The following is a 21,301-nucleotide window of genomic DNA, read 5'->3' on the forward strand; positions in this document are numbered from 1 at the left end:
GGGCGGGAGCGGTGCCGGATTGACTCTAGGAAGCCGGGGGTGTGTGATCAAACATCGTTTTTCCGCCAAGCCATTGCAAAAAATGCAACGCCAACCGAGCCCCGCCGCATGCTGACCTTTTCGCGCTTTACCCGGTATTTCATCGAAGTGGCCCGCTGCGGCAGCATCCGCAAGGCCTCCGAGGTGTTGCACGTGTCGGCGTCGGCGATCGACCGGCAGATCCTCAAGGCCGAGGAAGAACTGGGCGCCCAGCTGTTCGAGCGCCTGCCCGGCCGGTTGCGGCTCACCGCCGCCGGCGAGCTGTTGCTGGTGGACGTGCGCGGCTGGGAGAAGGCCTACGCACGCACCCTGGAGCGCTTCGACGAGCTCAAGGGCCTGCGCCGGGGGCATGTGGAGATCGCCATGATCGACGCGCTCAGCGAAGGCGTGGTGCCCGCGGCGGTGGCCGCGCTGGTGCAGGAGTACCCGGGCATCACCTTCAACCTGTCCACCGCGCGCAACCAGCGGGTGATGGAAATGGTGACCTCGGCCGATGTGGATATCGGCCTGCTGCTGGACCCGGTCAGCAGCGTGGACCTGGAGGTGCGCGCGTTTGCGGACATTCCGCTCGGCATTGCGATGCCGGTGGGGCACCCGTTGAGCACCCGTACCGAACTGCAGCTGAGCGAGACGTTGGAGCACCGTCTGTTGCTGCCGGCCGCGCCGTTGATCGTCGGCGAGCACGCCAAGGTGCTGTACCAGCGCCAGCACATCGACGTGAAGCGGCTCACCCATTGCAACGACGTGCGCACGCTGCGTGGGTTGGTGCGTGCCGGCGCCGGCGTGGGGCTGATGTCGTGGCTGGACGCCGCCCCGGACGTGGCCGACGGGCGCCTGGCTTTCGTGCCGTTCCGCCAGCACCTGACCAAACCGATGACGCTGGCGCTGTGCGTGGCCCCGCAGCGGCAGCTCTCGCGCTCGGCGCAGCTGGCGATCCAGGCGCTGGCGGCAAAGATCGATGCGATGGCGGTGCCGGCGGTGGGGTGAGTGTGTCGCGCAGGCGGCCCTCATCCCTGCCCCTCTCCCGCAGGGGAAAGGCCGTGCGTTCGTGCAGGCTCGTGGCTGCAGGCACCGCTGACCGCATGCAGATCCCGTTACGGATGTTCTTTCCCCCGCCTGCCGGAGCAGGTGCCCGCAGGGCGGATGAGCAACCTCACCCAGTACAATCACCCCTGTTCTTTCAGGCGATACCGCAGCATGCAATTGATCGATATCGGCGCCAACCTCACCCATGACGCGTTCGATCGCGATCGCGATGCGGTGCTGCAACGCGCACGCGATGCCGGGGTGGCGCAGCTGGTGATTACCGGCGCCAGCCGCGAGCATTCGCCGCTGGCCCTGCAACTGGCGCAGCAACACCCCGGATTTCTCTACGCCACCGCCGGCGTGCATCCGCATCACGCAGTGGAATTCACTGCCGAATGCGAAGCGGAAATGCGCACCCTGCAGGCGCATCCGCAGGTGGTGGCAGTGGGCGAGTGTGGGCTGGATTACTTCCGCGATTTTGCGCCGCGCCCTGCGCAGCACAAGGCCTTCGAACGCCAGCTGCAGTTGGCCGCCGACAACGGCAAGCCGCTGTTCCTGCACCAGCGCGATGCGCATGAGGATTTCATCGCCATCATGCGCAGCTTCGAAGGCCGCCTGGGTGCGGCGGTGGTGCACTGCTTCACCGGCACGCGCGAAGAACTGTTCGCGTATCTGGACCGCGACTACTACATCGGCATCACCGGATGGCTGTGCGATGAGCGCCGCGGTGCGCACCTGCGCGAGCTGGTGCGCAACATTCCGGCCAACCGGTTGATGATCGAAACCGATGCGCCGTACCTGCTGCCGCGCACGCTAAAGCCGATGCCCAAGGACCGCCGCAACGAGCCGATGTTCCTGTCGCACATCGTCCAAGAGCTGGCGCGCGATCGTGGTGAAGATGTCGCGGTGACCGCCGCCAACAGCACGGCCGCGGCGCGTGCGTTCTTCCGCTTGCCGGAGCCTGCCAGCGCCACGAGCGGCTGACAGCATTTCGCAATCGTGCTGCAATCGCGCGCTGTTACCGCAGTGCACACGTGCCGCACCGAGCCGGCCGTATCTGCCGGCGGTGAGCGCAGTGCTGCTGTGCGCGGCGCTGAGTGGATCGAGCTGCGCGCGGAAGTTTACGCGGCCAGCAATTCCCACCCCTGCGCATCGCGCAGGCGCAGGCCGGGTTCTGGCGCGTCCACGCTGATGCGCAGGCCGTCGGCCCAGGGCAGTTGCCGTTGTTGCGGAAACCACCGCCGGCGCTGGTCGACCACGATCAACAGGCCGTGGTCATCGCCCAAGGCCGCAAAGCCCTCCAGCGGCGGGGCGAAGGGTTGCAGGCCGAAGTGATGCGCCAGGCTGCGCGTCACCACCTCGACATTGCTGCTAGGCAGGCCGATTTCGCTCAGGCACCGCAGTTCTTCGCCGCCGAACTGGCCTTCACCGACCGGTGCATCCTGCAAGGCATTGCGCGCGATCAACTCCAGCACTGCGCCATCGGGCCCGGCGAAGTACACCGAGTGCGACTGCCACACGCCGTCCAGGGCGAAATGCTCGCGACCGTGTGCATCGCTCAGCAAGGTGGCGCGTGCGCCAATCCACTGCGCAGCGGCTTGGAAGCGCGACGGGGCCACGTTGAAGGCCAGATGCACGCTGCCCACCGGCCGCTGCGCCTGCACGCATTCCAGTGTGCTCCAGCCGATGCGCACCGCGTTGCCATGGATGGGCAACTGCAGTACATCGCGGTAGAAGCGCAGGGTCAGGTCGGGGTCCAGGCAGGGCAGTACCAGATGACGCAGATGCATGGCGGCAATGTCGTTGGAAAACCGGCATTGAACGACCTCAAGCGCAGTTGAGGTCAAGCGTTTCACTCTGCGCGTCGTAACCGGTGGTGAGTAAGTGCCGGCCTGCGGGCTGACCTGGCTGAGTTTTGCCTGCAATTGCTGGCATCGATCAATTTCAATGTTCACAGCCACTCGTTAGTTGCCCGACAGTTCGCTGCTTCGCAGGCCGGGCCTTCGCATACGCAAGCGGGATTTCCATCGGCGTGGACGCGGCGTGCGCATCATTGCCTATGCTTTAGAAAAGCATGGGAGATGTACAAATGGGAAACTGCCTACGCATACCCTCTGCAAACATGGCGCCCGCGTTGCCGGAGCATGGCACCGCCGAAGCGTCCACCAGCAACCCCATGCCGCATGCAGGAAACATGACGGCTGGGCCGCAGGAGCACACTGCCGTCGAGGGTTGCCCCGGACGCCAGATTGCCGATATGTGGCTGTCATCCCTGGAGCGACCGGCCCGCAGACCCTCCGGGAGTAGGAGCCAACCCACCGCCCAGTCGCGCCCCCAATCGAAGTTGGAAAAGTTGACCGAGCAACGCCAATCGATGCTACAGCGCGCGATCATTCTGGAAGACCAGTGGCGGAGTCTTCAGGAACGCTGCGCGAGAACAGGTGTTGGCGGCCGGCAAGCATTCAATCTCGATATTCTCAAGGGAATCATTGACCGGGACAAACAGGCGTTGGAGCGCATGGGCGGTGAAGATAGCTATATCGCTGAGCGCCACCTTCACCGAATCGAACGCACACTGCTGGATTTTGAGAAAAAAATCAGCAATCAAAAAAACTGGAATCGCATCTTGCAAAAGCGAACGATTTCCTGGCCCGGCTGAAGCTGCTGAAAGACGAGCTCTCAAGCCGAGGCGAAAACAAGGATATCTTGAATGATATCGATTTAAATATAAAAGATTTGGAAGGCATCTTGAATGAACTGACGAGGATTGATGCCAATGGTGCCGGCATCGAATACGACGGCTGCCGTGGAGGTGCCATCGCGTACTTCGATAGTGTCACTATATCGCTTGAAGCGATGCTTCGAAGTCAGGATTCGGGCTATTCTGATTATCTGCGGCCTGCGCTGGCCAATGTCCTACAGGATGGTTACTCACCAAGCAGGCGGAAGGCGGTAAGCGATGCTGGGATGCGCGGTGGCGCCAGCCATGGCATTTCTTGAAGAGCGAGCCCGCAGAGTCTCAATGGTCTCCATAGGACGGCGATTGGTCTTCCAAAGCGCAGCCACGTAACGTCTGCCTCGGTGTTCCCTGCGCGAGTAACAACCTGGCACTGCCCAGACGTCGATGATCTGGGAAACGATGGGTTGCTACTCGAACGATGTCTGCAGTGAGCGCCGGCCCCTCGCGGTCGGTGCATGCTCTCGTCAATGATCAGGGCCCAGGGTCAACATCGTTCCAACGGCATCAAGCAGGAACGTCGCTGTATCGTAGGTCGTGTGGCCAGCGCTAGATCAACTTGGCCAGCGCCCACAAATGCCGCACCAACGGTGTGGTTTCCAGTCCACCCGGCGCGGCGGCCAGGGCCAGTCGCGCCAGCGGCATATGGCCTTCGATATCCAGATAGCGCACGCCGGGCCGCTGCAGCTGCGCGGTGGAGGCGGGCACCACCGAAACGCCCAGCTCGGCGGCCACCAGATTGATGATGGACGACATCTGTGGCGCTTCCTGGGTGATGCGCAAGGTCACGCCGGAGTCGCGGCAGGCGGCGAGGATTTCGTCGTACAGGCTCGAGCCGAAACTGCGCGGAAACAGAATGAAAGGTTCCCCGGCCAGTGCGGCCAACGGCGCGCTGTTGCGCGTGGCCAGGGGGTGCGCGGCGGGGACGGCGATCTTCATCGGCTCGTCGGCAAAGCGCAGCAATTGCAGATCCGGTGGCGTGCTCAGCCCATAGCGCACGAACGCCGCATCCAGACGGCCATCGGCCAGCCCGACCAGCAGGCTGGCGGTATTGGTTTCTTCCAGCAGCAACTCCACCTGCGGCCACTTGCGGCGGAAGTCGCGAATCAGGCGCGGCACCACCGGGCTGAAGGCGGCAGAGGCGGTGAAGCCCAGGCGCAACCGTCCGGATTCGCCACGCGCCACCCGGCGTGCGGTTTCGGCGGCGCGTTCCACATCGGCAAGCACGCGCCGCACCTCGCCCACAAACGCCTCGCCAGCCGGAGTGAGCTCGGCGCCGCTGTGGGTGCGCCGAAACAACAGTGTGCCCAGCTCGCGTTCCAGGGTCTGGATCTGCTGGCTGAGCGGCGGTTGGCCAATGCCCACGCGCGCGGCGGCGCGGGTGAAGTTGCCTTCTTCGGCAACCGCGAGGAAATAGCGCAGGTGACGCAGCTCCATCCATCTGTTCCAGATATGGCAACTGCCAGCATCATATATTGGACAGGGGGGGCGGCAGGCGAATACTCCCCTTCCCACGTCACACGTGCACTGCCGTGTCTTCCTCCGATCATCGCCCGGGTTTGCTGCCTGACCCACCCACCCGTTCCAACCCAGACACCGACGCACCTGCAGCGGTACGCATTCGCCTGGCGCTGTTTCTGGCCGGCTTTGCGACCTTTTCGCTGCTGTACAGCGTGCAGCCGCTGTTGCCGGAATTTGCGCGTGCCTTCAAGGTGGACCCAGCGACCGCCTCGCTGCCGTTGTCGCTGGCGACCGGTGCGCTGGCGCTGGCGATTTTTGGTGCTGGCGCAGTGTCGGAAAACCTGGGCCGGCGCGGATTGATGTTCGTGTCGATCGCATTGGCGGCAGGACTCAATCTGATTGCTGCGTTCCTGCCGCACTGGGGCGCGCTGGTGGTGGTGCGTACCTTGTCCGGCATCGCGCTGGGCGGGGTGCCGGCGGTGGCGATGGTGTACCTGGGCGAAGAATTGCCGGCCAACAAGATGGGGGCGGCCACCGGCCTGTACGTGGCCGGCAATGCCTTTGGCGGCATGAGCGGGCGCATCGTGATGAGCGTGCTGACCGACTACACCGATTGGCGCACCGCATTGGCGGTGTTGAGCGTGTTCGACCTGCTGTGCGCGCTGGCGTTCTTCTGGCTGCTGCCGCCGTCGCGCAATTTCGTGCGCCGGCACGGCATCAACCTGCGCTTCCATCTGCGCGCCTGGGCCGGGCACCTGCGCGATCGCAATCTGCCGTTTCTGTTCGCGCTGCCGTTCCTGTTGATGGGTGTGTTTGTGTGCCTGTACAACTACGCCGGCTTTCGCCTGGGCGGGCCGGAATTCGGCTTGAGCCAGAGCCAGATCGGCATGATCTTCAGCGCCTATGTGTTCGGCATCGTCAGTTCCTCGGTGGCCGGTGCGGCATCGGACCGGTTCGGGCGCGGGCCAGTGGTCACGATCGGCATCGTGCTGTGCGGGCTCGGCGTGGCGCTGACTCTGGCGCACGTGCTGGCGTTGGTGGTGGCCGGCATCGTGGTGGTGACGATCGGGTTCTTCATCGCGCATTCGGCCGCCAGCGCATGGGTGAGCCGGCTCGGTGGTGCGCATCGCAGCCATGCCGCGTCGCTGTATCTGCTGGCGTATTACGCCGGCTCCAGCGTGATCGGCGCGCTCGGCGGCTGGTTCTGGCAACACGGCGGCTGGGCCGCGTTGGTCGGCATGTGCCTGACGTTGTTGATGCTGGCGCTTGCGTCGGCATACGTGCTGCGCCAACGTGCCGACGATGCACGCCCCTATGGCCGGTTTGCCCCGCATCCTGCGCGGGGCGAATGATGCAGCGCGCCCGACGCTTCTAGCGCGCCCGCTGGCGCCGTATGGCTTGCGCGGCTGAAGACGTGGCGGCCGTTGCATCCCCGGCTGCCTGCGCCAAGGTTGCCAACAGATGCGCACGCCGCCGCTCCAGATCGGCCAGCTGGCGCTCGATCAGTTGCAGGCGCGCGCGATGCGCCTGCGCGGTTTCCGGGCACATCTGCGCGCCTTCCACCAGGCGCATGCACTCAGGAAAGCCGACAATCTCATCCAGGTTGAAACCTGTTGCAATCAGGCGCTGTATCTGGCGCACCTGTGCAATGCATGCGTGAGGAAAGACCCGGTAGCCGTTGGCGCTGCGCGAGGATGTCAGCAACCCGTGCGCATCGTAATGACGGATCGAACGCACGCTGGCGCCGGTCTGTTGCGCCAGCGCACCAATGCGCAGCAAGGGTTCGGAGCAAGCGGCCATGCGCCAAGCATACGCTGCGCGCACGGCTTGACCCTCACATTGGTGTGAGGCTGCACGATCACGGCTCTTATTCGTCTGGAGCTCACCCGATGTCCGTTCGCCTGTTGCCCGGCAGCCGCATGCTGCCGCTGCGCTACCTGTTGGCGTGTGTGATGTTGATATGTTCGATGTGGGCGACAGCCAGCCCGAGCGACATTGCGACCGCACGCAGCTATACCGTCACCGCACCCGATGGCGTGCGCCTGGCGGTGCAGGAGCACGGCGCCACCGATGGCACGGCCATCGTCTTCGTGCATGGCCTGCTCGGGAGTCGCATCAATTGGGATGCACAACTGGCCGATGTGCGCCTGCAGCGGTATCGGCTGATTACGTACGATTTGCGCGGGCATGGCGCTTCCGGCAGGCCGGCTGCCGCATCGGCGTATCAAGACGGCATGCGTTGGGCTGACGACCTGGCTGCCGTGTTGAAGGCCGCAAACGCGCGCCAGGCGGTCCTGGTGGGCTGGTCCCTGGGCGGCGCGGTGATCAGCAACTACCTGAGCCGATATGGCGATACCGGGCTTGCCGGCGTGGTGTACGTCGACGGTGTGATCGAACTGCGCGCAGAGCAGTTGGGCGCGCATCCGGCGGTCTATCGCGATCTGGTTTCGCCCGATCTGCGTACGCATCTGCAGGCGGTGCGGGATTTCCTGCGGCTGTGCTTCGCCACCCAACCGCCGGTGCCGGTGTTCGAGACCTTGCTGGCCAACGCATCGCTGGCCTCGTGGGATATGCAGCGTGCCGTGCAAGGCATGTCGATCGATGTCGGCGGCCTGCAGCGCACGCGCCTGCCGGTCCTGCTGATGTACGGCGCGCGCGATGCCCTGGTCGCCACCGAGCCGACCGTGGCGCGTGCGCGCCAGCTGCAGCCGCGCGCGCAGACCGTGCTGTATCCGGATGCCGGGCATGCGCCGTTCCTGGAGGACAGTGCGCGTTTCAATCAGGATCTGCTGCGCTTTGTCGAACACTGAACGCGCCGCGCATTGAGCGCCGGCAGCCACAACATGCCCCACCGCGAACGGCTCGATACCACCTGCGCGGCCATGGCGTGATGCTGTACCGTCTGCGTGCCTGCATCCAGGGCGGCGCGTTGCGCGTATCCGGTGTACATCTTCACTTGTCGACGACGGTGTGATGTGCACAGCTATGCGCGAACAAGCGCGCCGGTCTGGCGGCCGACACGGCGCCGCGGCGGGCCGGGCACGTGGCGCTGGCGCAACGTGCTCCCATGGCTTTCCGGAACTACCACATGACCGTTGTCCCCGCCCACGACGACCACCCGCTGCAGGACTTCATCGCGCGCCATCGGCGCCTGTTCGTGCTCACCGGTGCCGGCTGCAGCACCGATTCGGGCATTCCCGATTACCGGGACCTGCAAGGCGGCTGGAAGCGTCCACAGCCGGTGACGTTCCAGGCGTTCATGGGCGAGCTGTCCACGCGGCAGCGCTATTGGGCGCGTAGCCTGGTCGGCTGGCCGCGCTTCGGCCTGGCACAACCCAATGCCACCCATCACGCGCTCGCTGCGCTGGAAGCGCGCGGCCAGTTGGAAGTGCTGCTCACCCAGAACGTGGACCGCCTGCATCAGGCCGCTGGCAGCCAGGCGGTGATCGATCTGCATGGCCGGCTCGATGTGGTGCGCTGCATGGGCTGCGAGCGCCGCATGCCACGCAGCGAATTTCAACTGTTGCTTGAGCAGGCCAATCCGGGCTGGGCAGTGCTTGAGGCCGCGCAGGCGCCCGATGGCGACGCCGATCTGGACGATGTGGCCTTCGAGCATTTCGTGGTGCCGCCGTGCCCGGTGTGCGGTGGCGTGCTCAAGCCGGATGTGGTGTTCTTCGGCGAGAACGTGCCGCGCGAGCGGGTGGAGCGCGCCTTTGCGCATCTGCACGCTGCCGATGCAGTGCTGGTGGTGGGTTCGTCGTTGATGGTGTACTCGGGCTTTCGCTTCGTGCAGACCGCCGCGCGCAACGGCTTGCCGATCGCCGCGCTCAACTTCGGGCGCACGCGTGCGGACGCGCTGCTGACGTTGAAGGTGGAGCAGTCGTGTGCGCAGGCGCTGGCGTTCCTGCACGGGCCGACGGACCTGCCGCGTGCACGTAGCGTCAACGACGCCGGTGCGCGCTCTGCATGACGCAGTGATCCATCGCAGCGGTTGTGCCGGCGCGCGCGGCGCAGTGCAATAAGCACCCCATGTCAGCTGTGGATGCCGCCTTGAGCCAGTTGTTCTCCCCCATCACCTTCGGTCCGCTCGCGCTCGCCAACCGGATTGTCATTGCGCCGATGTGCCAGTACTCGGCACAGGACGGCCGCGCCAGCGATTGGCATCGCATCCACCTGGGCACCTTGTCGCAATCGGGCGCCGGCTTGCTGATTCTCGAAGCGGCGGCGGTGGTGCCGGAAGGGCGCATCAGTTACGCCGATCTTGGTTTGTACGACGATGCGACCGAGCAGGCCCTGGCCGAGGTGTTGCACTCGGTACGACGCTGGTCGCCGATGCCGATCGGCATCCAGCTGGCGCACGCCGGCCGCAAGGCGTCGACCGATCTGCCATGGAAAGGCGGCGAGGCCATCGCACCCGATCATGCGCATGGCTGGCAGACCGTGTCTGCATCGGCGCTGCCGTTCCGGCAGGGACAGCCGGTGCCGCAGGCATTGGACGAGGCGGGGATCGATGCCGTGGTGGACGCCTTTGTCGCATCGGCAAAACGTGCCGAACGGCTGGGCCTGGAGTTGATCGAACTGCACGCCGCACATGGTTATCTGATGCATCAGTTCCTGTCGCCGCTGAGCAACCAGCGCAGCGATGCGTATGGCGGGTCGCTGGAAAACCGCATGCGGCTGACGCTACGCATCTTCGATGCGGTGCGTGCGGCAGTGTCCGAAAAAATCGCCGTTGGCGTGCGCATCTCGGCCACCGATTGGGTCCAAGGCGGTTGGGATGTGCAGCAGAGCATCGCCTTGTCGCAGGCGCTGGATGCACGCGGCGCGCATTACATCCACGTCTCCAGCGGCGGGCTTGATCCACGCCAGCAGATTCCGTTGCAGGCGGGCTATCAGATTCCGTTCGCGCAGGAGATTCGCGCGCAGGTGAACACGCCGGTGATTGGCGTAGGCTTGATCACCGAGCCGGCGCAGGCCGAGGCAATTTTGCAGGAAGGCCAGGCCGACGCGATCGCGCTGGCGCGTGGCATCCTGTACGACCCACGCTGGCCGTGGCATGCCGCCGCGGCACTGGGCGCATCGGTCACGCCGGCACCGCAATACCTGCGTTGCGAACCGCGCGATGCGCGGGGCGTGTTCGCCAACTGACTGCACCTGACGTCATACCAAACAAGGACACCGCATGCCGATAGGATTTCTGGGCTTGGGCACGATGGGCCTGCCGATGGCGCACAACCTGCTGCGTGGCGGGTTCGCGTTGAGCGTGTGGAACCGTTCGCCCGAACGCGCCCAGCCGCTGCACGACGCTGGCGCCACGGTGGTGGAGCGACCGCACGATGCCGCGCATGGCCCGCTGCTGTTTTCGATGCTGGCCGACGACAATGCAGTGCGCCAGACCGTGCTGGAGCGTGGCGTACTGGACGCGCTGCCGGCGGGCAGCGTGCACGTCAACATGGCCACCATTTCGGTGGCGCTGGCACACGAGTTGACCGCGCTGCATGCCGAACGTGGCGTGGCCTACGTGGCCGCGCCGGTGCTTGGGCGTGTGGATGTAGCCGAAGCCGGCAAGCTCAATATCCTGGCCGCCGGCGATGAAGCGGCCGTGGCTCGGGTGCAGCCGATGTTCGATGCGCTGGGGCAGAAGACCTGGTACATCGGTCGCGCACCGGAGCAGGCCAATGCAGTGAAGCTGGCCGCCAACTTCTGCCTGGCCAGCGCCATCGGCGCCATGGCCGAAGCCAGTGCGCTGGCACGCGGTCACGGTGTGGATGCCACGCAATTTTTGGGCATGCTCACCAGCACCTTGTTCGCCGCGCCCGCCTACCAGGGCTATGGCCGGCTGATCATGCAGCGCCAATACCTGCCGGCGGGTTTCACCGCCACGCTGGGCCGCAAGGATGTGGACCTGGCCATCCAGGCCGGCGCCGACAAGCAGGTGCCGATGCCGTTGGGCGAACTGCTGCGCGCAGGGCTGGACGAGGCCATTGCGCATGGCGACGGCAACGCAGACTGGGCGGTTCTGGCGGACGTCTCGGCGCGGCGGGCAGGGCAGGTGGCCTGATCACCCTGCGCAACGCGGATTGAGCCCTGCGCAAGGCACTTGGCTTCATGCCACGACGGCCCACCGCTTGCTCACCCAAACATGCAGCGGACCTTCTAAAATGCCGGCTCGTTACAGCCGCCGCTCCAGGGAGGATGCGATGCGACACCTGCAGATCACGCTCGGCTTGCCCGTGCGCGCGCCGAGCGCACGGGCTTGCGCCGGTGGCACGCGATGACCGACGCACCGGTCATCCACCAGGGCCCGGTGGGCCCCGACCATCCCGAGCACCCGGACCACTACCTGTTCGCACAGATCCGCGAAGCGGTCAGCGTGCTGGACGCCGAGTTAGGCAAGCCCGTGGACCAGGCAAGCGAACGCATGGCCGCGCGCCTGCTGCCGCTGGCCAAGCAGCATGGCTTCGACCAGGTGGACTACGTGGTGCTCAGCCGCCATCTGGGCGAAGTCGGCGAGAACGTGTTCCTGGTGCGTGGCGAGCTGTCCGACCCCGCGCATCTGCGTGCACACATCACCACGCAGGAAGCCATGGAAACATCGGTGGACGCATCGCTTGCGCAGCTGGAGGAGATCAACCGGCGGCTGATGCTGCGTTTGCCGCCGCGCTGAGTGCCGATGCCGGACGTGCGTGGCGGTGCCGCGCATCCGCATCGGTGCATGCATGGCCCTGCCGGGCGACACGTGATGTTGGCTGCACGTCATCTTGCAGTACGAGCGCAACGCCGCCACGGTCAGAGCGTCAAACATCGGCTGGACGGCACGCCGGTTTTTGCACCCGTTCGCACTGCAAAAGTTACCGACGCAAGCACTGCGTCGGTGATGTCGCGCATTGGCTATCATTGCGCCGATGCGCTCCGACTACATCCTCACCCTGTCCTGTCCCGACCGCACCGGTATCGTCTATCGCGTGACCGGGCTGCTGTTCGACCTGGCCTGCAACATCCTCGACGCACAGCAATTCGGCGACGACGAAAGCGGGCGATTCTTTCTGCGCGTGCATTTCCACAAACCGGCAAAGACCGACATTGCCGCGCTGGAGCAGCGCTTTGCCGTGCTCGCTGGCGAATTTCAGATGACATGGCAACTGCATGACGCACGCCGCCGCGCGCGCCTGCTGGTGCTGGTGAGCAAGCAGGGCCATTGCCTCAACGACCTGTTGTTCCGCATGCACAGCCGGCAATTGCCGGTGGACATCGCTGCGGTGGTCTCCAACCACACCGACTTCGCGCCGTTGGCAGCCTCCTACGGCATCGCCTTCCACCATCTGCCCGTGAGCGCCGACACGCGCGCCGCGCAGGAAGCGCAGCTGCTCGCCCTGGTCGATGATCTGCAGATCGATCTGGTGGTGCTGGCGCGCTACATGCAGATCCTGTCGCCGCAGCTGTGCCGGGCACTGGCCGGGCGCGCGATCAATATCCATCACAGTTTCCTGCCCAGTTTCAAGGGCGCGCAGCCGTATCACCAGGCGCACGCGCGCGGGGTCAAGATCATCGGCGCCACCGCGCACTACGTCACCGAAGATCTGGACGAAGGCCCGATCATCGAGCAGGACGTCGCCCGCGTGGACCACGCCATGACCCCGCGCGACCTGATCCGCCTGGGCAGCGACACCGAATCGCTGGTGCTGGCGCGCGCAGTACGCCGCCACGTCGAACACCGCATCGTGCTCAATGGACATCGCACGGTGGTGTTTCGTTGAGGCGGGGAGTCGGGATTCGGGATTGGGGATTCGCGAAAGCGGCTTGACCGATTGCGTTTCAGCCATGGCGCTACCGCTCTTGCCAATCCCGAATCCCGAATCCCCAATCCCGAATCACGGCTCGAAGCGATACCCCGCGCCATAGACCGAGCGGACCCAGTCCTCGCCGCCGGCGTCGGCGAGCTTGCGGCGTAGATTCTTGACGTGGCTGTCGACAGTGCGGTCGGTGACGATGCGGTGGTCGGCGTAGAGCCGGCCCATCAGTTGCTCGCGCGAGTACACCCGCCCCGGGGCGGCGGCGAGGGTGCGCAGCAGGCGGAACTCGACCTGGGTCAGGTCCAGGGCGCGGCCGTCCACGCTGGCGCGACAGGCATCCTCGTCGATATGCAGGCCCGGTGCCGGTGCGCCGTGGGGGTCGTGGCGATGACGGCGCAACACTGCCTGGACACGCGCCACCACTTCGCGCGGGCTGAACGGCTTGCAGATGTAGTCGTCCGCGCCGATCTCCAGGCCCAGCAGGCGGTCGATTTCCTCCACGCGTGCGGTGACCATGATGACCGGCACCGCGCTTTCCTTGCGCAGGTCGCGGCAGATGTCCAGGCCGCCACGGTTGGGCAGCATCAGGTCCAGCAACACCAGGTCCGGCTGCTGCGCGCGGAATGCGCCCAACGCTTGCGCGCCATCGGCGATCCAGTCGTGCGAATAGCCGGCCGCGTGCAGGTACTCGCCCAACACCGCGGCCAGGCGCGGTTCGTCCTCGACGATCAGCACATGCCCGATCGGGGACGCGCTGCTCATGCGGCCAGCGCCGGCAAGCGCAGCACCATGCGCAGCCCGCCCAGTGCGGAAGCCTCGGCGTGGATCGAGCCGCCGTGTGCCTCGGCGATGTTGCGGCAGATCGCCAGGCCCAGGCCGCTGCCGCCGCTGGCACGATTGCGCGAAGCCTCGGTGCGGTAGAAGCGTTCGAACAACCGCGCGCGCTTGTCTGCATCCACGCCTGGCGCGCTGTCTTCGACCACCAGCTCCAGCACCGCGCCGCGGCGCACGCAGCGCACCTGCACCGTGCCACCGGCGTCGGTGTAGCGCAGCGTGTTTTCCAGCAGGTTGCCCAGCAGTTGCTGCAGACGGCGCTCGTCGCCGTCCAGCTGCAGCGGGCCGGCATCGATCTGCGCCTGCACCTGCAGCTGCGCGGCGGCAAAGCGCGCGCGCAAGCCGTCCAGCACGGTTGCCAGGATGACCGCCAGATCGACGGGAGCGCGCCGATACGCCAGCGCACCGACATCGGTCAGCGACACGTCGTACAGGTCCTCGATCAGCTTGCCCAACTGGCCGACCTGCTGGTGCAGCGACCCCAGCGAGGTGGGTGTCATCGGCCGGATGCCGTCCTGCAGTGCTTCTAGTTCGGCGCGCAGGACCGCCAGCGGCGTGCGCAGCTCGTGCGAGATGTCGGCCATGAAGTCGCGCCGCGCGCGTTCGTTGTGCTCCAACGCTTGCGCCAGCAGGTTGAAATCGCGCGCCAGCTGGCCCAGTTCGTCGCGCGCCGCGGCGTCGATGCGGGTGGCGTAGTCGCCCGCAGCGAGCAGGTGGGTGGCCTGGGTCAGGCCACGCAGGCGCCGCAGCAAGGTGCGCGACAACAGCCAGCCGAGCAGCGCGGCGACCAGCAAGCAGGCGCCGCCGATCGCCCACCACGCGCGTTGCTGGGCGGCGTAGAAGCGCGCATCCGCCGCTGCCAGCGCCTTCTGGAACGGCAGCATCGCCATCCAGCCGACGGTGCGGCTGCCAACCACCACCGGGCGCAGGATGTCGTGGCGGCCGACATCCGGATTGCCGATCACCGGCGTGTAGTCCTGGTCGAGCAGCGCGAAGCGAAACACCGCGCCGGTCTGGTCGGAAATCGGCGGTGCCTCGCGCGGCGGGCCGGGGCCACGCTCCGGGCGCATCAGGACGAACCAGGCATCGGGATTGTCGCGCACGAACTCCCAGCTGCCGTGCCGCGCGTATTCGGCCCTGACCCGCGGCAAGGTCTCTTGCATGCGCTCCACGCCCTGTTCGTTGAGGTAGTCCAGGAACTGGCGTTTGACGAAGGCCTGCACCGCGATGCCGTTGATCAGCAGCACTGCCACGCACGCGGCGAGGATGGCGAGAAACAGCTTGGCGGTGATACCCAGTTTCATCGAAGAGGTGATGCGAAGCGCGGTAACCGCAGCTGCTGCGTATTAGCCGGGTCGGGCCAGGGGAAATCAAGCGAATCGACGCCGCGGCCGGCAATCTCCAAATTTGCTGCACATTCGCGCCGTAGCGTGGCCACATTCGGATAAACCGTGAGTTCGTCCCATGTTGCCCGTCGCTACCCATCGTTTTCGCACTGCGTCCGTGCGCTTGCTGCTGCTCGCCGCCGCGACCACGCTCATGGCCGCGTGTTCTTCCAGGCAGCCGCCGCAGATGCCGCAGACGCAGGTCGGCGTGCAGACCTTGAAGGTGCAGCGGCTGGCCGTGGACCAGACCTTGTCCGGTCGCACCGTGGCCTACGTCACCTCGGACGTGCGCCCGCAGGTCGGCGGCATTTTGCGCAAGCGGCTGTTCACCGAAGGCCAGGACGTCCAGGCCGGGCAGGTGCTGTATGAAATCGATCCGGCCAGTTACCAGGCCGCGTACGACACGGCCAAGGGCGATCTGGCGCAAGCCGAGGCGGCGGTGTTGTCGGCCAGGCCCAAGGCGCAGCGCTACCAGACCCTGGTCGGGCTGGATGCGGTCAGCAAGCAGGACGGCGACGATGCGTTGGCCACGCTGCGCTCGAACCAGGCGGCGGTGGTCGCGGCCAAGGCGTCGTTGCAGACCGCGCGCATCAATCTCGACTACACCCGCATCACCGCGCCGGTGTCCGGCCGCATCGGCACCTCCAGCTACACGCCGGGCGCGCTGGTCAGTGCCGGCCAGAGCGAGGTGCTGGCCACCATCAACCAACTCGACCCGATCTATGTGGACGTGACCCAGTCCAGCGCCCAGCTGCTGCAGTTGCGCCGCCAGCTCGACGCCGGCCAGCTCAAGGCAGTGGATGGCAAGGCCGAGGTGACGCTGCAACTGGAGGACGGCAGCACCTACGCACATAGCGGCACGTTGGAGGTGGTGGATGCCGCGGTCGATACCGCCACCGGCACGGTGAAGCTGCGCGCGGTGGTGCCCAATCCCGAGCGCGTGTTGCTGCCGGGCATGTATGTCACCGCGAAGCTCTCGATGGCGGTGGACGAGCAGGCCATCCTGGTGCCGCAGCAGGCGATCAGCCGCAACAGCAAGGGCCAGGCGGTGGCGATGGTGGTCGGCAGCGACAACAAGGTCGCGCAGCGGGTGCTGACCACCGACGATGCGATCGGCGACAAGTGGGTGGTGCGCCAGGGATTGAAGGCTGGCGACAAGGTCATCGTGCAGGGCCTGCAGAAGGCGTCGGTCGGCGCCGAGGTCAGGGCCGTGGAAGTGAGCCAGACCGCTGCGGCCGACTCGGCCGCCAACGCGTCGCCATCCACGCAGGGCACCGCCGCGGCGGCGCCCAAGGCCGACTGAGGAACCGCCATGGCCCGCTTCTTCATCGACCGTCCCATCTTCGCCTGGGTCATCGCCATCGTGATCACCCTGGCCGGCGCGCTCTCGATCCTGTCATTGCCGCTGGAGCAGTATCCCAACATCGCCCCGCCGACGATCAACGTCAGCGCCACCTACACCGGTGCCTCGGCGCAGACCGTGCAAAACTCGGTCACGCAGCTCCTCGAGCAGCAGATGACCGGGTTGGACCACCTGCTGTACATGTCTTCCAGCAGCAGTTCCGCCGGCACCGCCTCGATCACCCTGACCTTCGATTCCGGCACCGACCCGGACACCGCCCAGGTGCAGGTGCAGAACAAGGTGTCGCAAGGCGAGGCGATGCTGCCGGAGGCGGTGCAGAGCAATGGCGTGACCGTCACCAAGTCCACCGGCAGCAGCATGTTCATGGTGCTGGCCTTCACCTCCGAAGACGGCAGCATGGACAGCACCGACATCGGCGACTACATGGTGTCCACGCTGCAGGACCCGATCAGCCGGCTCAACGGTGTCGGCGGGGTCAACGTGTTCGGCTCCGAATACTCGATGCGGGTGTGGCTGGATCCGGACAAGCTGCGCACCTATGCGCTGATGCCCGCGGACGTGAGCAACGCGATTTCGGCGCAGAACGCCGACGTCTCCTCCGGCGCGCTGGGCGCGTTGCCGGCGGTGCAGGGTCAGCAGCTCAACGCCACGGTCACCTCGCGCAGCAAGCTCAAGACCCCGGCGCAATTCGAAGCGATCGTGCTGAAGTCGCAGCCCGACGGCGCCACCGTGTATCTGCGCGACGTGGCGCGAGTGGAGCTGGGTTCCAAGTCGTATGCATCCAGTTCCAAGTACAACGGCAAGTCAGCCTCGGGCATGGGACTGGAGCTGGCGACCGGCGCCAATGCGCTGAACGCGGCCAAGGCGGTGGAAGACAAGCTGGAACAGCTCAAGCCGTACTTCCCCACCGGGCTGAAGTACGAGATCGCCTACGACACCACGCCGTTCGTGCGCATTTCCATCGAGGAAGTGGTCAAGACCCTGCTCGAGGCGATCGCGCTGGTGGTGCTGGTGATGTACCTGTTCCTGCAGAACTGGCGCGCCACGCTGGTGCCGGTGATCGCGGTGCCGGTGGTGCTGCTGGGCACCTTCGGCGTGCTCGCCTTGCTCGGCTATTCGATCAATACGCTGACCATGTTCGCGATGGTGCTGGCGATCGGCCTGCTGGTCGATGACGCCATCGTGGTGGTGGAGAATGTCGAGCGCCTGATGAGCGAGGAAGGCATGTCGCCGCGGCAGGCCACCTACACCTCGATGGGGCAGATCTCCGGCGCGCTGGTGGGCATCGCCCTGGTGCTGACCGCGGTGTTCCTGCCGATGGCGTTCTTCGGCGGCGCCACTGGCGAGATCTACCGCCAGTTCTCGGTGACCATCGCCGCGGCGATGCTGCTGTCGCTGCTGGTGGCGCTGACCCTGAGCCCGGCATTGTGCGCCAGCCTGCTCAAGCCGATCGCGCGCGGCGGACACGTCTCGCGCCAGGGCATGCTCGGGCGCTTCTTCGGCTGGTTCAACGCCCGCTTCGACCGCAGCGCCGAGGGTTACGGCCGCGGCGTGGGCACGTTGATCGGCCATCGCAAACTCGGCGGGCTGGTCTACCTGGCGCTGCTGGTGGTGATGGCGCTGTTGTTCTGGCGCCTGCCCAGTTCGTTCCTGCCCGACGAAGACCAGGGCATGCTGATGGTGATGTTCACCACACCAGCCGGTGCGACGCAGCAGCGCACGCAGCAGTCGATCGATCGGGCCACCGACTTCATCCTCAAGCAACCGGAAGTGGCGGGGATGATGACCATCTCCGGCTTCAGCTTTGCCGGCAGCAGCCAGAACTCGGGCATGGGTTTCATCAAGCTCAAGGATTGGGCGCAGCGCGATGCGCCTGCGCAGGAGATCGCCAACCGCATCACCGGCGCGATGATGGGCGCGCTGCCCGATGCGCAGGTGTTCGCACTGTCGCCGCCGGCGATCAACGGCCTGGGTACCAGTTCCGGTTTCACCCTGCAGTTGCAGGACGTGGCCGGCAAGGGCCACGACGCGCTGATCACTGCCAGGCAGCAACTGCTGCAACTGGCCAACGCCGACAAGGACCTGACCGCCGTGCGCTTCAACGGCCTGGAGGATGCGCCCACCTACCGCGTGCAGATCGACGACGCCAAGGCTGGCGCGCTCGGCCTGGATGCGGCGGACATCAACACCACGCTGGCTACGGTGATGGGCGGCAGCTACGTCAACGATTTCCTCAACAACAACCGGGTCAAGCGCGTCTACGTGCAGGGCGAGCCGAGCGCGCGCATGCTGCCTGCCGACATCGGCCGCTGGTACGTGCGCAACAGCAGTTCGGAGATGGTGCCGTTCTCGGCGTTCTCCAGCAGCGCGTGGGCGTATGCGCCGCAGGTGCTGAGCCGCTTCAACGGCGTAGAGTCGATGGAGATCACCGGCAGCGCTGCCAGTGGCATCAGTTCCGGCGAAGCGATGAACGGCATCGCCGTGCTGGTGGGCAAGATCGGCAAGGACGTGGGTTACGCCTGGTCGGGCATGTCCTACCAGGAGCAGGCTGCCGGCGCGCAGACCTGGATGCTGTACGCGGTGTCGCTGGTGTTCGTGTTCCTGTGCCTGGCCGCGCTGTACGAGAGCTGGTCGATCCCGATCTCGGTGATGCTGGCGGTGCCGGTGGGCATCGTCGGCGCACTGCTGGCAACGTGGCTGCGCGGGCTCTCCAACGACATCTATTTCCAGGTCGGCCTGCTGGCGACGATGGGCCTGGCCGCCAAGAACGGCATCCTGATCGTGGAGTTCGCCAAGGAACTGGAAGAAAAGGGCCAGCCGCTGATCGAAGCGACCTTGCATGCCGCGCGCATGCGCTTGCGCCCGATCGTGATGACCTCGCTGGCGTTCCTGCTCGGCGTGCTGCCGATGGTGGTCAGCAGCGGCGCCGGCTCCGGTGGACGCCATTCGCTGGGCACCGGCGTGCTCGGTGGCACCCTGGTCTCTACGCTGCTGGGCATCTTCTTCGTGCCGTTGTTCTACGTGATGGTGCGCAGCGTGTTTCCGGGCAAGGCGTCTGATCACGCGACAGCCGCTGAGACGTCCGAGGTGGCCCCGTGATGCGCTTTAGCTTTGCAAGTGTGGCAGCGGCCTGCGCCATCGCCTTGAGTGGTTGCGTCAGCATGGCACCGCATTACGCGCGCCCGGATGCGCCGGTGCCCGGGGTGATCGGCGACACCGGCAGCACCGGCAACGCAGGCACCGGCATGCCGAATGCAGCCGCTGTGGATTGGCGGCAGGTGGTGACCGATGCGCGTCTGCAGCAGGTGGTCGCGCTGGCGTTGGACAACAACCGCGACCTGCGCGTGGCAGTGCTCAATATCGAGCAGGCACGCGCGCAGTACCGCATCCAACGTGCGAGCCTGTTTCCCGCCGTCGATGCCACCGTCTCGCATACCGCGCAGCGCGCTGCGGCAGCGACCAGTTTCACCGGCGCCCCGCAGATCATCCGCAGCGCCAGCGGTGAGGTGGGCATCAGCAGCTGGGAGCTTGACCTGTTCGGCCGCATCCGCAGCCTCAAGAACCAGGCCCTGGAAACCTATCTTGCCAGCGAGCAAACCCAGCGCAGCACGCGTCTGAGTCTGGTCGCTGAAGTGGCCAACGACTGGTTGACCGTTGCCGCCGATCAGCAGCGCCTGGCGCTCGCGCAGCAGACCCTGGACAGCCAACGCAAGACCTTGCGTCTGACCGAGCTGCAGCACGACAACGGCATCGTCTCCGGTCTGGATCTGGCGCAGATCCAGACCAGCGTGGAAAGCGCGCGCGCTGATGTAGCCAACTACATCACTCAGCTGGCGCAGTCGCGCAATGCCTTGAATCTGGTCGTGGGCACGCCGGTGCCGGCTGCGTTGTTGCCTGCCAGCGATGCGATCGAGACGGGCGTGGCGCTGGCGCCGTTGCCTGCCCAGCTGGAATCGCGGGTGTTGTTGCAGCGCCCTGACGTGCTGTCGGCCGAGCACACGCTCAAGGCCGCCAATGCAGATATCGGCGCGGCACGTGCGGCCTTCTTCCCCACCATCTCGTTGACCGCCAATGCCGGGCGCGGCAGCGATGCGTTATCCAGCCTGTTCGATGGCGACCATACATGGTCGTTCTCGCCCAGCGTGAGCTTGCCGATCTTCCGTGCCGGCGCGTTGAAGACCGAACTGGATGTGGCCACGCTGGAAAAGGACATCACCATTGCGCAGTACGAATTGGCGATCCAGACCGCCTTCAGTGAAGTGGCCGATGCACTGGCCGAACGCACGCAGCTCGAAGAACGCATGCATGCGCAGCAGGCGATGGTGGACGCCGCACAACGCAGCTTCAGCCTGTCGGATGCGCGCTATCGCCATGGCGTGGACAGTTACCTGGTGACGCTGGATGCGCAGCGCACGCTCTACAGCGCGCAACAGACATTGATCAGCTTGCGGCTGACCGAGGCGAGCAATCGGGTGACCTTGTACAAGGTACTCGGCGGTGGCGCCGATGCGCAGAGCGGCGCGTCTGTGGCGGGTGCGGCGCGTTAGCGTATTGCCCGCACGCTCGTAGGAGCGGCGCAGCCGCGACAGACATTGTCGGTCATGCCTGTCGCGGCTGAAGCCGCTCCTACAACAAACATATTCCGATCAAACTGCACCAGCGT

At 65.9% G+C, this 21,301-nt stretch carries 17 protein-coding genes and 1 pseudogene; 13 read left to right on the plus strand and 5 right to left on the minus strand.

All coding sequences use genetic code 11. The features are described from left to right. The first annotated feature begins 108 nt into the window (after nucleotides 1-108). Entirely contained in the window at nucleotides 109-1,026 is a 918-nt protein-coding gene (locus AC1POX_RS01465; RefSeq protein ID WP_008575625.1) for a LysR family transcriptional regulator, read from the plus strand. 210 nt (nucleotides 1,027-1,236) lie between these two features. Beyond that, entirely contained in the window at nucleotides 1,237-2,049 is an 813-nt protein-coding gene (locus AC1POX_RS01470; RefSeq protein WP_031420743.1) for a TatD family hydrolase, read from the plus strand. 137 nt (nucleotides 2,050-2,186) lie between these two features. Here AC1POX_RS01470 and AC1POX_RS01475 read toward each other — a convergent pair whose 3' ends face one another. Then, entirely contained in the window at nucleotides 2,187-2,855 is a 669-nt protein-coding gene (locus AC1POX_RS01475; RefSeq protein WP_372356663.1) for a VOC family protein, read from the minus strand. Between the two features lie 332 nt (nucleotides 2,856-3,187). On the opposite strand from AC1POX_RS01475, the pseudogene AC1POX_RS01480 reads away from it, so the two are divergent. Next, nucleotides 3,188-4,065 (plus strand): annotated as a pseudogene (locus AC1POX_RS01480) (hypothetical protein). A gap of 286 nt (nucleotides 4,066-4,351) precedes the next feature. Here the strand turns inward: AC1POX_RS01480 and AC1POX_RS01485 are convergent. Continuing rightward, entirely contained in the window at nucleotides 4,352-5,239 is an 888-nt protein-coding gene (locus tag AC1POX_RS01485; protein WP_338339380.1) for a LysR family transcriptional regulator, read from the minus strand. 95 nt (nucleotides 5,240-5,334) lie between these two features. On the opposite strand from AC1POX_RS01485, the gene AC1POX_RS01490 reads away from it, so the two are divergent. After that, nucleotides 5,335-6,615 (plus strand): MFS transporter, encoded by a 1,281-nt coding sequence (locus tag AC1POX_RS01490; RefSeq protein WP_218489582.1) that lies wholly within the window; start codon nucleotides 5,335-5,337, stop codon nucleotides 6,613-6,615. Nucleotides 6,616-6,634: 19 nt separating this feature from the next. Here the strand turns inward: AC1POX_RS01490 and AC1POX_RS01495 are convergent, their stop codons facing one another. Next, the gene (locus AC1POX_RS01495; protein WP_372356664.1) at nucleotides 6,635-7,063 is read right to left on the minus strand and encodes a MerR family transcriptional regulator; all 429 of its coding nucleotides are present in this window, start codon (nucleotides 7,061-7,063) and stop codon (nucleotides 6,635-6,637) included. 89 nt (nucleotides 7,064-7,152) lie between these two features. Here AC1POX_RS01495 and AC1POX_RS01500 point away from each other — a divergent pair, with 89 nt between their 5' ends. The 6 genes from AC1POX_RS01500 (at nucleotide 7,153) to purU (ending at nucleotide 13,020) form a co-directional block, all read left to right on the plus strand. Then, nucleotides 7,153-8,073 (plus strand): alpha/beta fold hydrolase, encoded by a 921-nt coding sequence (locus tag AC1POX_RS01500; RefSeq protein WP_014089073.1) that lies wholly within the window; start codon nucleotides 7,153-7,155, stop codon nucleotides 8,071-8,073. Nucleotides 8,074-8,351: 278 nt separating this feature from the next. Beyond that, nucleotides 8,352-9,233, plus strand: a complete 882-nt coding sequence (locus AC1POX_RS01505) for an NAD-dependent protein deacetylase (RefSeq protein ID WP_029818342.1) — start codon at nucleotides 8,352-8,354, stop codon at nucleotides 9,231-9,233. A gap of 59 nt (nucleotides 9,234-9,292) precedes the next feature. Further along, nucleotides 9,293-10,411 (plus strand): NADH:flavin oxidoreductase/NADH oxidase, encoded by a 1,119-nt coding sequence (locus AC1POX_RS01510; protein ID WP_164738819.1) that lies wholly within the window; start codon nucleotides 9,293-9,295, stop codon nucleotides 10,409-10,411. A 34-nt stretch (nucleotides 10,412-10,445) separates the two neighbouring features. Continuing rightward, the gene (locus tag AC1POX_RS01515; RefSeq protein WP_057681340.1) at nucleotides 10,446-11,324 is read left to right on the plus strand and encodes an NAD(P)-dependent oxidoreductase; all 879 of its coding nucleotides are present in this window, start codon (nucleotides 10,446-10,448) and stop codon (nucleotides 11,322-11,324) included. Between the two features lie 213 nt (nucleotides 11,325-11,537). Next, nucleotides 11,538-11,930, plus strand: coding sequence for an XVIPCD domain-containing protein (locus tag AC1POX_RS01520; RefSeq protein ID WP_008574877.1), 393 nt, complete (start codon nucleotides 11,538-11,540; stop codon nucleotides 11,928-11,930). A 238-nt stretch (nucleotides 11,931-12,168) separates the two neighbouring features. Further along, entirely contained in the window at nucleotides 12,169-13,020 is an 852-nt protein-coding gene (gene purU, locus AC1POX_RS01525; protein ID WP_014089076.1) for a formyltetrahydrofolate deformylase, read from the plus strand. Between the two features lie 114 nt (nucleotides 13,021-13,134). Here the strand turns inward: purU and AC1POX_RS01530 are convergent, their stop codons facing one another. Continuing rightward, entirely contained in the window at nucleotides 13,135-13,818 is a 684-nt protein-coding gene (locus tag AC1POX_RS01530) for a response regulator (RefSeq protein WP_008574880.1), read from the minus strand. Then, nucleotides 13,815-15,194: a sensor histidine kinase efflux regulator BaeS gene (baeS, locus tag AC1POX_RS01535; protein WP_372356665.1), complete on the minus strand. Its 1,380-nt coding sequence runs from the start codon at nucleotides 15,192-15,194 to the stop codon at nucleotides 13,815-13,817. Before baeS ends, AC1POX_RS01530 begins: the two co-directional genes overlap by 4 nt. Nucleotides 15,195-15,354: 160 nt before the next feature. On the opposite strand from baeS, the gene AC1POX_RS01540 reads away from it, so the two are divergent. The 3 genes from AC1POX_RS01540 to AC1POX_RS01550 are packed head-to-tail and all read left to right on the plus strand — an operon-like array spanning nucleotide 15,355 to nucleotide 21,185. Continuing rightward, the gene (locus AC1POX_RS01540; RefSeq protein WP_372356666.1) at nucleotides 15,355-16,578 is read left to right on the plus strand and encodes an efflux RND transporter periplasmic adaptor subunit; all 1,224 of its coding nucleotides are present in this window, start codon (nucleotides 15,355-15,357) and stop codon (nucleotides 16,576-16,578) included. A gap of 9 nt (nucleotides 16,579-16,587) precedes the next feature. After that, entirely contained in the window at nucleotides 16,588-19,737 is a 3,150-nt protein-coding gene (locus tag AC1POX_RS01545; protein WP_372356667.1) for an efflux RND transporter permease subunit, read from the plus strand. Continuing rightward, a complete protein-coding gene (locus AC1POX_RS01550) occupies nucleotides 19,737-21,185 on the plus strand; it encodes an efflux transporter outer membrane subunit (RefSeq protein ID WP_372356668.1) in 1,449 nt (482 codons plus the stop codon). Before AC1POX_RS01545 ends, AC1POX_RS01550 begins: the two co-directional genes overlap by 1 nt. The last annotated feature ends 116 nt before the right edge of the window (nucleotides 21,186-21,301 follow it).

Source organism: Xanthomonas sp. NCPPB 3442, assembly GCF_056725145.1.

Excerpts from the sequence above, each read along its gene's own strand:
- AC1POX_RS01515 (WP_057681340.1), top strand. The coding sequence starts at position 10,446 with ATGCCGATAGGATTTCTGGGCTTGGGCACGATGGGCCTGCCGATGGCG.
- AC1POX_RS01500 (WP_014089073.1), top strand. The coding sequence starts at position 7,153 with ATGTCCGTTCGCCTGTTGCCCGGCAGCCGCATGCTGCCGCTGCGCTAC.
- baeS (WP_372356665.1), bottom strand. The coding sequence starts at position 15,194 with ATGAAACTGGGTATCACCGCCAAGCTGTTTCTCGCCATCCTCGCCGCG.
- AC1POX_RS01485 (WP_338339380.1), bottom strand. The coding sequence starts at position 5,239 with ATGGAGCTGCGTCACCTGCGCTATTTCCTCGCGGTTGCCGAAGAAGGC.
- AC1POX_RS01540 (WP_372356666.1), top strand. The coding sequence starts at position 15,355 with ATGTTGCCCGTCGCTACCCATCGTTTTCGCACTGCGTCCGTGCGCTTG.
- AC1POX_RS01465 (WP_008575625.1), top strand. The coding sequence starts at position 109 with ATGCTGACCTTTTCGCGCTTTACCCGGTATTTCATCGAAGTGGCCCGC.
- AC1POX_RS01550 (WP_372356668.1), top strand. The coding sequence starts at position 19,737 with ATGCGCTTTAGCTTTGCAAGTGTGGCAGCGGCCTGCGCCATCGCCTTG.
- AC1POX_RS01520 (WP_008574877.1), top strand. The coding sequence starts at position 11,538 with ATGACCGACGCACCGGTCATCCACCAGGGCCCGGTGGGCCCCGACCAT.
- AC1POX_RS01495 (WP_372356664.1), bottom strand. The coding sequence starts at position 7,063 with ATGGCCGCTTGCTCCGAACCCTTGCTGCGCATTGGTGCGCTGGCGCAA.
- AC1POX_RS01510 (WP_164738819.1), top strand. The coding sequence starts at position 9,293 with ATGTCAGCTGTGGATGCCGCCTTGAGCCAGTTGTTCTCCCCCATCACC.
- purU (WP_014089076.1), top strand. The coding sequence starts at position 12,169 with ATGCGCTCCGACTACATCCTCACCCTGTCCTGTCCCGACCGCACCGGT.
- AC1POX_RS01545 (WP_372356667.1), top strand. The coding sequence starts at position 16,588 with ATGGCCCGCTTCTTCATCGACCGTCCCATCTTCGCCTGGGTCATCGCC.
- AC1POX_RS01475 (WP_372356663.1), bottom strand. The coding sequence starts at position 2,855 with ATGCATCTGCGTCATCTGGTACTGCCCTGCCTGGACCCCGACCTGACC.
- AC1POX_RS01505 (WP_029818342.1), top strand. The coding sequence starts at position 8,352 with ATGACCGTTGTCCCCGCCCACGACGACCACCCGCTGCAGGACTTCATC.
- AC1POX_RS01470 (WP_031420743.1), top strand. The coding sequence starts at position 1,237 with ATGCAATTGATCGATATCGGCGCCAACCTCACCCATGACGCGTTCGAT.
- AC1POX_RS01530 (WP_008574880.1), bottom strand. The coding sequence starts at position 13,818 with ATGAGCAGCGCGTCCCCGATCGGGCATGTGCTGATCGTCGAGGACGAA.